This is a genomic window from Micromonospora sp. WMMC264 (genome assembly GCF_027497275.1).
GTDB lineage: Bacteria > Actinomycetota > Actinomycetes > Mycobacteriales > Micromonosporaceae > Micromonospora > Micromonospora chalcea.
This window is the reverse complement of record NZ_CP114907.1, coordinates 5,547,885-5,560,228: the sequence shown is the minus strand read 5'-3', so window position 1 is coordinate 5,560,228 and position 12,344 is coordinate 5,547,885. Positions and strand designations below refer to the sequence as shown.

The window sequence follows — 12,344 nt, the reverse complement described above, 5'->3', positions numbered from 1 at the left end:
GACAGTGCCCGCCCCCGGCGCCGGCTCCGCGGCCCTCCCCACCCCGGCGCCCCGCGCGGTCCGAGGCGGACTGCTCGTGCTGACCGGGATGCTGCTCGTCGCGCTGAACCTGCGCGCGGCGGTGACCAGCCTCGGCGCGCTGCTCGACGAGGTACGGGTCGGTCTCGGCCTCTCCGGGGCGATGGCCGGCCTGGTCACCACGCTGCCCACCATCGCGTTCGCCGGACTGGGCGCGCTCACCCCGTGGCTGGTCCGCCGCTGGGCCGCGCCCCGGGTGCTGGTGCTCGCCATGCTGGCGCTCACCGTCGGGCAGGTGCTGCGCGCGCTCACCGGCTCGGCGGCGGTCTTCGTGGCCACCAGCGCGCTCGCGCTGGCCGGCATCGCGGTGGCGAACATCCTGCTGCCGATGCTCGTCAAGCAGCACTTCCCGCACCGCACCGGGCTGGTCACCGGGGCGTACACGATGGCCCTGACGGTGGGCACGACGGTGGCCGCCGCCGCGGCGGTGCCGGTCGCGCACGCCTTCGGCTCCTGGCGGGCCGGACTCGGCGTCTGGGCCGGGCTGGCCGCGCTGGCCGTACTCCCGTGGGTGCCGCTGGCGCTGCGGGCCCGCGCGGCGCGACGGGCCGCGCCCCCGGCGGTGGCCGTCGCCACCCCGGCCCGGGTGCAACCCGCCCGGACCCGGCTCGGCTGGGCCATGGCGGTCTACTTCGGGGCGCAGTCGCTCAGCGGGTACGCGATCATGGGCTGGCTGGCCCAGCTCTTCCGGGACGCCGGGTACCGCCCGGAGGCGGCCGGGCTGCTGCTCGCCGGCGTGACCGCGCTGGGCGTGCCGGTGGCGCTGATGATGCCGGCGCTGGCCGGCCGGCTGGCCACGCTCCGGCCGCTGGTGCTGTCGCTCACCGTGTTCTCCGCCGCCGCGTACACCGGTCTGGCGCTGGCCCCGCACGGCCTGGCGCCGCTGTGGGTGCTGCTGCTGGCGCTCGGCCAGGGCGCGTTCCCGCTCATCCTGACCACGATCGGGCTGCGCGCCCGGACCGCCGAGGGCACCGTGGCGCTGTCCGCGTTCGCGCAGAGCACCGGGTACGTCATCGCGGCGCTCGGACCGCTGCTGGTGGGCATCCTCTACGAGGCGACCGGCGGCTGGACCGCCCCGATCGGCTTCCTGCTGGTGGCGCTGGCCGTGCAGACGGCTGCGGGCATGGTGATCGCCCGTCCCCGCTACATCGAGGACGAGCGCTGAGCGGAACCGGTCAGGAGGAGGGCGGGGTGGGATCGCCCGCGACGGCCTGCTCAACGGTCGGGTACGTGTGCAGCACCTCGACCAGCCCGCTGACCTCGAGGATGCGCAGCACGCCGCGCTGCGGAGCGGCCAGCCGGACGACGCCGCCGGCCTCGTCACAGTTGTTCTTCGCCCGGACGAACACGGACAGGCCCGTGGAGTCGCAGAACGACACCTCGGCCAGGTCGAAGACCAGGCGGTTGCGCCCCTTGTCCAGCAGATCCGTGATCTGGTCCTGCAGCTGCGGTGCCGTGGCCATGTCCAGCTCGCCCGCGACCGACACGACGACCACGTCGCCGCGCTGTTCCGTGTGCACCGTCAAGGACATTCGTCGACCTCCTGTGTTCGGGGGAAACGGTATCCCACGACGGGCGCGCCGCGCAGAACGGGAGCGGTCACGGGTGCGGTCGATCATTCTTTGCTCCGCGACAAGTACCGCGTCAGCCCCCGGTGATAGAGTCCGCCCGTCCAAATCAGGGAGGTCAGGATGGCGTTGAGCGCCGAACAGGGTGGTCGGCTCGCCCACCTGCTCAGTCAGCACGCGGACCGGCTGACCAACCGCTGGACGGAGATCGTCGCCAGTTCGCTGCGCGGTCGCCTGAGCCGGGCCGAGCTGGCCCGGCAGGTCCAGGAACTGCACCGCGCGCTGGTCGACGCCGGTCGCCAGGGCGTCTCCGACCTGGCCGACGAGCACGGCGGTGAGCTGCGGGCGGTGCTGTCCGAGCTGTCCACCAACCGGGCCCGGCAGGGGTTCTCCGCCACCGAGACCGCGATCAGCGTGTTCGCGTGCAAGGACGCCCTGCTGGAGCTGATGGAAGAGGAGAAGGGTGACGACACCCTGCGCGACTTCGTCGCCTTCTCCGCGCTCGTCGACCAGATGGGCCTGTTCACGTTCGAGACGTTCGTCCGGGCCCGGGAGAGCCTGATCGCCGACCAGGCGGAGCAGCTGCTGGAGCTGTCCACCCCGGTGGTCAAGCTCTGGGAGGGCGTGGTCGCCGTCCCGCTGGTCGGGACGCTGGACTCGGCCCGCGCCCAGGTGGTGATGGAGCGGCTGCTCCAGACCCTGGTCGACACCGGCTCGCCGTACGCGATCATCGACATCACCGGCGTGCCGGCGGTGGACACCCAGGTCGCGCAGCACATCCTCAAGACCGTGGTGGCCGCCCGGCTGATGGGCGCCGACTGCATCATCTCCGGCATCCGCCCGCAGATCGCCCAGACGATCGTCGCCCTCGGCATCGAGTTCGGCGACATCGCCACCAAGGCGAGCCTCGCCGACGCGCTGCGCCACGTGCTGCGCCTGACCGGGGTCGAGACCACCGCTCGCCGCCCGCGGCGGGAGTCCTGATGGAACGGGTGCCGATCCTCAAGATCGGCGACATCCTGCTGGTCTCCATCCAGGTCGACATGTCCGACCAGACGGCGATCCAGTTGCAGGAGGACCTGGCCGAGCGGATCGTCGCCACCGGCTGCCACGGCGTGATCATCGACATCACGGCGCTGGACATCGTCGACTCCTTCGTCGGCCGGATGCTCTCCACCATCGCGTCCATCTCGAAGGTGCTGGACGCCGAGACGGTGGTGGTCGGCATGCGCCCGGCCGTCGCCATCACGCTCGTCGAGCTGGGGCTGTCGCTCAACGGCATCCGTACCGCGCTGAACGTCGAGCGCGGCATGGAGCTGATCGCGGCCAGCCGGGCCGACGAGTGGGACGAGGGCGCCGACGACGAGGACACCGAGACGACGGCGACGGCATGACCACGGGCGTCGACCTCGGCGTGCCGGCGACGCAGGCGATCCGCAGCGACGAGGACGTGGTGCGGGTCCGGCAGTTGGTGCGTACCACGGCCGTCGCGGTCCGGCTCTCCCTGGTCGACCAGACGAAGCTGGTGACCGCCGCCAGCGAGCTGGCCCGCAACACGCTGATCTACGGCGGCGGGGGCAGCGCCGAGGTGAGCACAGTGGAGGACGGCCGCCGGCGTGGCGTACGGATCCTCTTCGCCGACGAAGGGCCGGGCATCCCCGACCTCGACCTGGCGCTGACCGACGGCTACACCACGGGGGGCGGGCTGGGCCTCGGGCTCAGCGGGGCCCGCCGGCTGGTGGACGACTTCGACATCCAGACGGCTGTCGGCGAGGGGACGAGGATCACCGTCACCAAGTGGTCGCGATGACCGCCGACGTGGTCCCCGACCACGGGGTGTGGTTCCGGGTCGACAACGGCGCGACCGCCGGCGGCGTACGCCGGGCCGCCGAGCGTCTCGGCCGGCAGCTCGAACTGAGCACCGATCGTGTCGCGGACCTGGCCATCGTCACCGCCGAGATCACCAGCAACCTGGTCAAGCACGCCCGCGAGGGCACGCTCCTGCTGCGCCCGGCGCGCCGGGCCGGACGGGCCGGGGTGGAACTGGTGGCCATCGACTCCGGCCCCGGCATGGCCGACCTCACGCTCTCGTCGGTCGACGGCCACTCCACCGCCGGCACGCTCGGCATCGGGCTCGGCGCGATCACCCGGCAGTCGAGCCGGTTCGACGGCTACTCGACGCCCGGCCGGGGCACGGTCCTGGTCGTCCAGGTCTGGGACGGAGCGCCGCCGGAGCCGGACTGGGCGGCCGGGCTGGCCCGGCCGATCACCGGCGAGCAGAGCAGCGGCGACGGGTACGCGGTGCGCGAGGTGGACGGCCGTCGTCAGGTTCTGGTCTCCGACGGCCTCGGCCACGGGCCACTGGCCGCCGCCGCGACCGGGGCCGCCGTGTCCGCGTTCCGCTCGGCGCCGGACGGGCCGCCGGACGTCGTGGTGCGGCACCTGCACGCCGCCATGTCGCACACCCGGGGCGCGGCGCTCGCGGTGGCCGAACCGGATCCCGCCGCCGGGCTGCTCCGCTTCGCCGGCCTGGGCAACATCGCCGCGATGATCGTCGCGCCGGGCGAGCGGCGGCGCGGGCTCGTCTCGCTGCCGGGCATCGCCGGGCACCAGCGTCCGGCGATCCGCGGGTACGACTACCCCTTCTCGCGTGACTCCACCCTGGTCATGCACAGTGACGGGGTGGTGGATCGCTGGGACCTGGACGACTACCCCGGGCTGGCCGGGCGCAACCCGTTGCTGGCCGCCGCGACGCTGCTGCGTGACGCCGCCATCCGTCGCGACGACGCCTGCGTCCTGGTCGCGCGGGGGGCGGCATGACCGAACCCCTTCTGCACCTGGCACTCCGGGTCGAGCAGGACATCTTCCTGGTCCGGCAGCGCGGCCGCGAGGTGGCCGCGGCGGTCGGGCTGGAACACCAGGACCAGGTGCGGATCGCCACCGCGCTCAGCGAGGTGGCCCGGGAGTTGTTGAGCGGCGCCGACGGCGCGGACGTCACGTTCGCTCTCGACCGGGACGCCGTGGGCCGCCGGATCCTCCAGGTCGACCTGTCGCCGTTGCGTCCACTGCCAGGCGGCCGGTACGAGCCGAAGTCCGGCGCCGTCGCGCGTCTGGTGGACACGTTGCAGGTCGTGGCCGTCGAGGGCGATACCGTCGTGAGGATGTCCAGACGGGTGCCCGACCACGCCGAGGAGCTGACGCCGGAACGCGCCGGCCGGCTCCGGGCCGAGCTGGCCGAGCGTGCTCCGGCCTCCGCGCTGGACGAGCTGGCCGCGCAGAACTCCCAGCTCATCGCGGCCCTCGACGAGGTACGCAGCCAGCGCGACGAGCTGGCGGTGCTCAACTCCGAACTGCAGGAGACCAACCGGGGCGTGATGGCGCTCTACAACCAGCTCACCGAGGAGCTGGAGGAGACCAACCGGGGCGTGGTGGCGCTCTACGCCGAGCTGGAGGAGAAGTCCACGCAGCTGCGGGCCGCGAGCGAGTCGAAGAGCCGGTTCCTCGCCAACGTCAGCCACGAGCTGCGCGCGCCGGTCACCGCGATCATCGGTCTGGCCCGGCTGCTGGCCGACTCCGCCTCCGACCCGCTCACCGGCGAGCAGGCCCGCCAGGTGGGGCTGATCCGGTCCTCCGCCGGTGACCTGCTGGGGCTGGTCAACGAGCTGCTCGACCTGGCGAAGGCGGAGTCGGGCCGGATCGAGCCGGACTGGTCCGAGGTCGACCTGCGCGCGGTGTTCGGGCAGCTGCGCGGCACGCTGCGGGCGCTCACCGTCCGCTCCGATGTGGAGCTTGTGGTCGAGGAGCCCCCGGCCCCGGCGACGCTCCGCTCGGACGAGGTGCTGCTCGCCCAGGTGCTGCGCAACCTGCTGCACAACGGCCTGAAGTTCACCGAGCGCGGCGAGGTACGCCTGCGCGCCGAGCGCCGGGGCGAGCAGTGGACGCTGTCGGTCACCGACACCGGCGTCGGCATCCCGCCCGAACTGCACGAGCGGGTCTTCGAGGAGTTCTACCAGGTGCCCGGCACGACGCGGGTCGGTGGCACCGGGCTCGGCCTGCCGTACGCGCGGCGGCTGGTCACGCTGCTCGGCGGGACGCTGGAGCTGACGAGCGAAACCGGCCGGGGCAGCACGTTCACAGTGGTCCTTCCCGCGGGCGGAGCGTGACGGTGGACAGCGGGCCGGTGACCGTGCTGGTGGTCGACGACAGCGGCCCCAAGCGGTACCTGCTGGTGAACTGGCTCACCCGGGCCGGTTTCGTCACCGTGGAGGCGGAGAACGGCACGGAGGCGCTGGACCGGGTGGCCCGTGAGCACGTCGACCTCGTGGTGCTCGACGTGCGGCTGCCCGACATGAGCGGCTTCGAGGTGTGCGAGCGGATCAAGGAGACGCACCCGTACATTCCGGTCATCCACGTCTCCGCCCACGCGGTGGACGTGGTCGACCGGGCGCAGGGTCTCACCCGGGGCGCGGACGCCTACCTGGCCGAGCCGATCGAGCCGGAGGAACTGGTCGCCACCGCGCACGCGGTGCTGCGCTACTACCAGGCCCGGCTGCGTGCCGAGCAGCTCGCCGAGCGGCTCGCCGCGCTCGCCGACGCCACGGTGGAGATGCACGCGACGCCGAACTTCGTCCGGCTGCTGGAGGCGGCAGCGAGCGGCGCGGCGCGGATCTTCAAGGCCCCCGCGGCGGTGGTCGCCGAGACGTTCGACGGGGACTGCCTGGCCGGGGTGGCGGTCGACCCGCACACGCCGGCCACGATCGTGCCGTGGGTGGTGGACGACACCGGCGTGCCGATCGGCACCCGGGTACGGGTCGACGACCCGGGCAACTGGGCGCTGACGGGCTGGCCGGACGGGGACACGGTGACGGTGGCCGCCTCCCGGCTGCGGGAGGACCGCGCCCCGCTGTACGTGGTGGTGCCGACCGCCACCCAGACCGTCCGTACGCCGGTGCTGGTGCAGCTCGCCCAGGCCGTCGCCTCGGCGGTGGAGGCGCAGCGCTCCTTCGACGAGGAGCACCGGATCGCCGTGACGTTGCAGCGCAGCCTGCTGCCGCAGCGGCTGCCCGACGTCGTGGGCCTGGACCTGGCCGTGCGGTACGAGCCGGCGAGCGCGCAGACCGAGGTGGGCGGCGACTTCTACGAGCTGGTGATGCTCGACGGGCACCTGCTGGTGGCGATCGGTGACGTGGCCGGGCACTCGCTGCACGCGGCCACCGTGATGGCCGAGCTGCGCCACGCGGTACGGGCGTACGCGGTCGAGGGCCATCAGCCCGGGGTGATCCTGGACCGGGTCAACGAGCTGATGCGCAACCTGCTGCCGAATGAGCTGGCCACCATCTGCGTGCTGCTGCTCCAGCCGTCGACCGGGCTGGTCCGGATGGCCAGCGCCGGGCACCTGCCGGCGTTGCTGAGCCGGGACGGCCGGGTCGAGTTCGTGGCGCAGTCCGCGCCGCTGCTCGGGGTACGCGCGCCGCGCCCGCCCGACCTGGAGTTCGTGCTTCCCGCCGGGGCGACGCTCGTGCTCTACACCGACGGGCTGATCGAGCGGCGGGACGCCACCATCGACGACGGCATGGCGGCGCTCGGCGTGGCCGCCGCCCGGGTGGACGACGACCTGGACCAGTTCTGCCAGCGGCTGCTGGTCGAGTTGGCGCCGCCGGAGATCCAGGACGACGTTGCGGTGGTGGCGGTCCGCCGCCGCTGACGCGCGTTCCCGGTCACGTACCGTAGCCAAGCTGACTGTAACACTGCGTCACGGCCGCCGCCGGGCGAGTGAGTGGGCTTGCTGCCGACTTTGCTCTGCAGCCATCGGTGCAGCAGGCGCCTGAGCAGGCGCTTCCTGTTGACCATGGTCGGCGGCGTCGCACCGCCACCGTCACCGTCGGTGTGCGTTGCGTCAGTGGCTGCAGAGCAAAGTCGGCGCGAGGCGAGGCCCGCCGCTCGGGCCGACTGTCACCTTGCGTAACCGCGCGGAGTGAGGGTTGGCCCGCGCTCGGCAGGCCTGACCCGCGTCACGGCCGCAGGGCCGCCAGCGAGCGGGCGTACGCCGCGGGCGAGACCCCGGCGACGGCGGTGAACTCGCGCACCAGGTGGGCCTGGTCGGCGTACCCCAGATCGGCGGCGACCCGCGACCAGTCCAGCGGCCCGGCGGCGGCCTGTTCGATCGCCTCCTGGAGCCGGTAGCGGCGGATCACCCACTTCGGACCGACGCCCACGTGGTCGAGGAAGAGGCGCTGGAGCCGGCGGACGGAGACGCCGCGCCGCCGGGCGAAGTCGGTCACCCGCAGCACGGTCCGGTCGGCGCGGATCTCCTCGACCAGCGTGGTGGCCTCCGCGGCGAGCGGATCCGCGACCGGCGGCCACGAGGTCAGCAGCTCGTCCAGCCTCGCGCATCGCTCGTCGTCGGTCCCCGGGCAGATCGGCCCGCCGGGGATCGGCACGCGCCGGCCGGTCAGTTCGGCGACCGGGCGCCGCCAGAACGGCCGGAAGCCGCCCGGGCGGAACTGGACGCCGGAGACCCGGCCGACGCCGTGCAGCGTGACGGCGAACAGGCCGGTGTCGACGCCGGCGATCTCGCCCTGTTCGGGCGCGCCCTCCTGCGCCTGGAACACCACGTTCACGGTGGGGTGCGGCACCACCCGCTGCTCGAACGGCTCGGTCAGATCCCAGTCGATCAACCAGTAGTGCTCCACCCACCGGCGCAACGCCGGGGCGGCCATCCGGCGCCGGAACCGGACCTGCTGCCGCAGCCGGCCCGGATCGAGGATGCCCCGGTTGTCACGCCGCGGTTCGTGTCGCATTTCTTCAAGACCGCCCTCATACGCTGCCCCTATGAGCACGAAGACTAGTGAGCTGCTCGCCGTCGCGGCGCCGCGTACGGTCGCTGTGGTTCGCGGCATCTCCGACGAGCAACTCGGCCTGCCCACCCCGTGCCCCGACTACACGGTGCGCGACCTGCTCGGGCACCTGTTCGACGTGGTGGTCAACTTCCAGGCGCTGGCCCGCCGGGAAGAGGTCGACTGGTCCGGCAAGACCGATCACCTGACCGAGGGCTGGCGTGACCGGTTCGCGACCGAGACGGCCCGGCTCACCGAGGCCTGGTCCGACCCGGCCGCGCTGGAGGGCGTGTCACCCGGCATGGGGCTACCACAGGAGACCGTCGGGTCGATGGCGCTGATCGACCTCACGGTGCACGGGTGGGACCTGGCCCGGGCCACCGGCCAGGAGCTGACAGTGGATCCGGCCGTGGTGTCGGCCGGGCACGAGTTCATGGACCGGATGGGCGACATGGGGCAGAAGATGGGCGCGTTCGGCCCGCCGGTGCCCACCGAGGCGGCGCCGGCCAGCATGGACGCGCTGCTCGGCCGGGCCGGACGGAACCCGGCCTGGACCCGCTGACGTTGCTTGCTCGCCGGCACGGGGCGGCGAGCGGCACGGACGGCGGCGCCCGCCGGGCCGGGACGGCCGGCGTCCGGCCCGGCGGTCAGCGACCGAGCAGCCCGGCGGAGCCGGCGACGACCAGCCCGATCACCGTCGAACAGCAGCAGACGACGAGCGCGGCGGCCACCACCACGAGGATCAGCCAGGTCGGTCCGCGTCGCGCCGCCGAGGGCTCCTCCGCACTCATGCCGGCAGTCTAGGTTGGTGCGATGGAGCTGATCTCGATCGCCGACATCCGCGACGCGGCCGAGGACGTGGCCGGCACCGTGCTGCGGACCCCGTTAATGCCGGTGCTCTGGGACGACCAGCTGTGGCTCAAGCCGGAGAACCTGCAACCGGTGGGGTCGTTCAAGCTGCGCGGCGCCACCCACGCGGTGGCCCGGCTCGATCCGGCGACCCGCTCCCGGGGGGTGGTCACCCACTCGTCGGGAAACCACGGGCAAGCCCTGGCGTACGCGGCCCGCGCCCTCGGCGCGCCCTGCACGGTGGTGGTCCCCGAGGGTGCGCCGGAGGTCAAGGTGGCCCGGATGCGGGCGCTCGGCGCGGACGTACGGCTGGTGCCGCCGGCCCGGCGGCTCGCCGAGGCGGAGCGGATCGTGGCCGGGACCGGTGCGACGCTGGTGCCGCCGTTCGACCACCCGGCGGTCATCGCCGGTCAGGGCACCGTCGGGCTGGAGATCGTCACCGACCTGCCGGACGTGGACGTGGTGCTGGTGCCGGTGGGCGGCGGTGGGCTCGGCTCGGGCGTGGCCACGGCGGTCAAGGCGCTGCGCCCGTCCGCCGCCGTGATCGGCGTCGAGCCGGCGCTGGCCGCCGACGCCCAGGAGTCACTCGCCGCCGGTGAGGTGGTCGTCTGGGACGTCGAACGCACCTACCGGACGTGCGCCGACGGGCTGCGGACCAGCCTGTCCGCGTTGACGCTGGCCCACCTGCGGGACCGGCTCGACGGCATCGTCACGGTGACCGAGGACGAGATCATGGCGGCCACCGGCCGGCTGATCCGGGACGCGCGACTGGTGGCCGAGCCGAGCGGCGCGGTCGCCCTGGCCGCCCGGCTCTTCCACAGTGGTGAGCTGCCGGCCGGCCGTACCGTCGCGGTGGTGACCGGCGGCAACGCCGACCCGCAGGTGCTCACCGCGGCACTGGCCGCCTGAACCCCGTCACGCGCGGCCGACGCGGTCCAGGATCCAGGCGTTGACGAACGCCTCCTCACGCCACGAGTCGTACCGGCCGCTCGGCCCGCCGTGGCCCGCGCCCATCTCGGTCTTGAGCAGGTAGTCGCCGGCCGGCGCGAGCGCGCGCAGCCGGGCGATCCACTTGGCCGGCTCGTGATAGAGCACGCGGGTGTCGTTGAGGCTGGTCACCGCCAGGATGGCCGGGTAGTCGGCGGCGGTCACATTCTCGTACGGCGTGTACGACTTCATGTACGCGTACACCTCGGGGTCGTCCAGCGGGTTGCCCCACTCCTCCCACTCGGTGACCGTCAACGGCAGCGACGGGTCGAGGATCGAGGTGAGCGCGTCCACGAACGGCACCTGCGCGACGATCCCGGTGAACGCGTCCGGGGCGAGGTTCGCCACCGCGCCCATCAGCAGGCCACCGGCCGACGCGCCCCGGGCGACCAGCCGGTCGCTCGCCGTCCAGCCCGCCTTCACCAGGTGCCGGGCGCAGGCCACGAAATCGGTGAACGTGTTCTTCTTGGCCAGCAGCTTGCCCTCGTCGTACCAGCGCCGGCCCAGCTCGCCACCGCCCCGGATGTGCGCCACCGCGAAGATCACGCCGCGGTCGAGCAGGCTCAGCCGGGCGATCGAGAACCACGGGTCCATGCTCGCCTCGTACGACCCGTAGCCGTAGATGACGGCGGGCGCCGAGCCGTCGCGCGGGGTGTCCCGGCGGCAGACCAGCGAGATCGGTACCCGGGTGCCGTCGTCGGCGAGCGCCCAGTCCCGGTGCTGCTCGTAGTCGGCCGGGTCGTACGGCCGACCGTCCGGCCCGGGGCGTACCGGCTTCTGCCGCCGCAGCGTCAGCTCCCGGGTCACCAGGTCGTAGTCGTAGACCGAGTCCGGGGTGACGAGCGAGGTGTAGCGCAGCCGTACCTCGTTCGTGCGGTACTCCGGGTTCGCGTCCAGCCCGACGCTGTAGATCGGCTCGGGGAAGTCGATGTCCCAGCTGTCGTCGCTGCCCACCGGCAGCACCCGCAGACCGGTCAGTCCGTTGGCCCGCAGCGACACCACGAGGTGGTTCTCGAACGCGTCGACCGCCTCCAGCCGGGTGCCCGGCGTGTGCGGGATCAGCGGCGTCCACTCGCCCGGCGCGTCCGCCGAGGTGTACGCCAGCGCGAAGTCCTCCGCGCCGTCGTTGTGCAGGATCAGGAAGCGGTGGCCGTGGTGCTCCACCGCGTACTCGATGCCCTGACGCCGCGGGGCCACGACGGCGGGCTCGCCGGTCGGGTTGGCGGCCGGGATCACCCGCACCTCGCTGGTGATCTTGCTGTGGATGTCGATCACCACGAAGCGCTCGGAGCGGGTCAGCTCGACGCCGACCCAGAACCGCTCGTCGTCCTCCTGGTAGACCACCACGTCCTCGGTGGACGACGTGCCGACGGTGTGCCGCCAGACCCGGTTCGGCCGCCACGCCTCGTCCACCGTCACGTAGAACAGCGTCGAGGCGTCGCTCGACCACGCCGTGCCGTAGAACGTGTCCGGCACCTCGTCCGGCAGCGACTCGCCGGTGGTCAGGTCCTTGATCCGCAGCGTGAAGCGCTCGTCGCCGGAGAAGTCGGTGGAGTAGGCCAGCCAGCGGCCGTCCGGGCTGACGTCGAACGCGCCGAGCGAGAAGAAGTCGTGCCCCTCGGCGAGCTGGTTGCCGTCGAGCAGCACCTCCTCGCCGTCGAGCGGCGCGCCGTCGGCGCTGACCGGGGGCGCGGTCTCGCCGGGGCGGACCGCGCGGCGGCAGTGCACGCCGTACTGCTGCCCCTCGACGGTGCGGGTGTAGTACCAGTGACCGTCCTTGCGGGTCGGCACCGACAGGTCGGTCTCCTGGGTGCGCCGGCGCGTCTCCTCGAACAGCTCCGCGCGCAACTCGGCCAGGTGGGCGGTGCGCGCCTCGGTGTAAGCGTTCTCGGCGTCCAGGTAGGCGATCGTGTCCGGGTCGTCCTTGGCGGCGAGCCAGGCGTACTCGTCGAGGACTGTGTCACCGTGATGGACGCGCTCGGTCGGGACGCGCTTGGCGACGGGCAGTGGGGTTTCGGTCACGGCG

At 73.2% G+C, this 12,344-nt stretch carries 13 protein-coding genes; 9 read left to right on the top strand and 4 right to left on the bottom strand.

Annotated elements, in window-relative coordinates; genetic code table 11:
• Positions 1–88: 88 nt before the first annotated feature.
• A complete protein-coding gene (locus O7542_RS24520) occupies positions 89–1,243 on the top strand; it encodes an MFS transporter (RefSeq protein WP_124778804.1) in 1,155 nt (384 codons plus the stop codon).
• Positions 1,244–1,253: 10 nt separating this feature from the next.
• Here O7542_RS24520 and O7542_RS24515 read toward each other — a convergent pair whose 3' ends face one another.
• Positions 1,254–1,610, bottom strand: coding sequence for an STAS domain-containing protein (locus O7542_RS24515; protein WP_064448390.1), 357 nt, complete (start codon positions 1,608–1,610; stop codon positions 1,254–1,256).
• A 159-nt stretch (positions 1,611–1,769) separates the two neighbouring features.
• Here O7542_RS24515 and O7542_RS24510 point away from each other — a divergent pair, with 159 nt between their 5' ends.
• The 6 genes from O7542_RS24510 to O7542_RS24485 are packed head-to-tail and all read left to right on the top strand — an operon-like array spanning position 1,770 to position 7,350.
• Positions 1,770–2,630, top strand: a complete 861-nt coding sequence (locus O7542_RS24510) for an STAS domain-containing protein (protein WP_043327435.1) — start codon at positions 1,770–1,772, stop codon at positions 2,628–2,630.
• Positions 2,630–3,040 (top strand): STAS domain-containing protein, encoded by a 411-nt coding sequence (locus O7542_RS24505; protein ID WP_043327433.1) that lies wholly within the window; start codon positions 2,630–2,632, stop codon positions 3,038–3,040. Before O7542_RS24510 ends, O7542_RS24505 begins: the two co-directional genes overlap by 1 nt.
• Positions 3,037–3,456 carry an ATP-binding protein gene (locus O7542_RS24500; RefSeq protein WP_043327430.1) on the top strand — a complete coding sequence of 140 codons (420 nt, stop codon included), beginning with the start codon at positions 3,037–3,039 and terminating at the stop codon, positions 3,454–3,456. Before O7542_RS24505 ends, O7542_RS24500 begins: the two co-directional genes overlap by 4 nt.
• A complete protein-coding gene (locus O7542_RS24495; RefSeq protein WP_043330732.1) occupies positions 3,453–4,466 on the top strand; it encodes a SpoIIE family protein phosphatase in 1,014 nt (337 codons plus the stop codon). Before O7542_RS24500 ends, O7542_RS24495 begins: the two co-directional genes overlap by 4 nt.
• Positions 4,463–5,809: a sensor histidine kinase gene (locus O7542_RS24490; RefSeq protein WP_064448391.1), complete on the top strand. Its 1,347-nt coding sequence runs from the start codon at positions 4,463–4,465 to the stop codon at positions 5,807–5,809. The genes O7542_RS24495 and O7542_RS24490 overlap by 4 nt, the downstream gene beginning before the upstream one ends.
• Before the next feature lie 2 nt (positions 5,810–5,811).
• Positions 5,812–7,350 carry a SpoIIE family protein phosphatase gene (locus O7542_RS24485; protein WP_064448474.1) on the top strand — a complete coding sequence of 513 codons (1,539 nt, stop codon included), beginning with the start codon at positions 5,812–5,814 and terminating at the stop codon, positions 7,348–7,350.
• A 307-nt stretch (positions 7,351–7,657) separates the two neighbouring features.
• Here O7542_RS24485 and O7542_RS24480 read toward each other — a convergent pair whose 3' ends face one another.
• Positions 7,658–8,446 carry an AraC family transcriptional regulator gene (locus O7542_RS24480; RefSeq protein WP_104114820.1) on the bottom strand — a complete coding sequence of 263 codons (789 nt, stop codon included), beginning with the start codon at positions 8,444–8,446 and terminating at the stop codon, positions 7,658–7,660.
• Positions 8,447–8,477: 31 nt separating this feature from the next.
• Between O7542_RS24480 and O7542_RS24475 the strand changes: the two genes are divergently transcribed.
• Entirely contained in the window at positions 8,478–9,044 is a 567-nt protein-coding gene (locus tag O7542_RS24475; protein WP_043327422.1) for a TIGR03086 family metal-binding protein, read from the top strand.
• 85 nt (positions 9,045–9,129) lie between these two features.
• Here the strand turns inward: O7542_RS24475 and O7542_RS24470 are convergent, their stop codons facing one another.
• Complete coding sequence (locus O7542_RS24470; protein ID WP_166455678.1) at positions 9,130–9,273, bottom strand: hypothetical protein; 144 nt, start codon at positions 9,271–9,273, stop codon at positions 9,130–9,132.
• A gap of 22 nt (positions 9,274–9,295) precedes the next feature.
• Here O7542_RS24470 and O7542_RS24465 point away from each other — a divergent pair, with 22 nt between their 5' ends.
• Positions 9,296–10,240 carry a threonine/serine dehydratase gene (locus O7542_RS24465; protein WP_166455679.1) on the top strand — a complete coding sequence of 315 codons (945 nt, stop codon included), beginning with the start codon at positions 9,296–9,298 and terminating at the stop codon, positions 10,238–10,240.
• 6 nt (positions 10,241–10,246) lie between these two features.
• Here the strand turns inward: O7542_RS24465 and O7542_RS24460 are convergent, their stop codons facing one another.
• Positions 10,247–12,340, bottom strand: coding sequence for a S9 family peptidase (locus tag O7542_RS24460; protein WP_069088716.1), 2,094 nt, complete (start codon positions 12,338–12,340; stop codon positions 10,247–10,249).
• Between the last annotated feature and the right edge of the window lie 4 nt (positions 12,341–12,344).

Bases quoted from the DNA above. Each gene is read 5' to 3' on its own strand.
- O7542_RS24520 (WP_124778804.1), top strand. From the start codon at position 89: ATGCTGCTCGTCGCGCTGAACCTGCGCGCGGCGGTGACCAGCCTCGGC.
- O7542_RS24515 (WP_064448390.1), bottom strand. From the start codon at position 1,610: ATGTCCTTGACGGTGCACACGGAACAGCGCGGCGACGTGGTCGTCGTG.
- O7542_RS24510 (WP_043327435.1), top strand. From the start codon at position 1,770: ATGGCGTTGAGCGCCGAACAGGGTGGTCGGCTCGCCCACCTGCTCAGT.
- O7542_RS24505 (WP_043327433.1), top strand. From the start codon at position 2,630: ATGGAACGGGTGCCGATCCTCAAGATCGGCGACATCCTGCTGGTCTCC.
- O7542_RS24500 (WP_043327430.1), top strand. From the start codon at position 3,037: ATGACCACGGGCGTCGACCTCGGCGTGCCGGCGACGCAGGCGATCCGC.
- O7542_RS24495 (WP_043330732.1), top strand. From the start codon at position 3,453: ATGACCGCCGACGTGGTCCCCGACCACGGGGTGTGGTTCCGGGTCGAC.
- O7542_RS24490 (WP_064448391.1), top strand. From the start codon at position 4,463: ATGACCGAACCCCTTCTGCACCTGGCACTCCGGGTCGAGCAGGACATC.
- O7542_RS24480 (WP_104114820.1), bottom strand. From the start codon at position 8,446: ATGCGACACGAACCGCGGCGTGACAACCGGGGCATCCTCGATCCGGGC.
- O7542_RS24475 (WP_043327422.1), top strand. From the start codon at position 8,478: ATGAGCACGAAGACTAGTGAGCTGCTCGCCGTCGCGGCGCCGCGTACG.
- O7542_RS24470 (WP_166455678.1), bottom strand. From the start codon at position 9,273: ATGAGTGCGGAGGAGCCCTCGGCGGCGCGACGCGGACCGACCTGGCTG.
- O7542_RS24465 (WP_166455679.1), top strand. From the start codon at position 9,296: ATGGAGCTGATCTCGATCGCCGACATCCGCGACGCGGCCGAGGACGTG.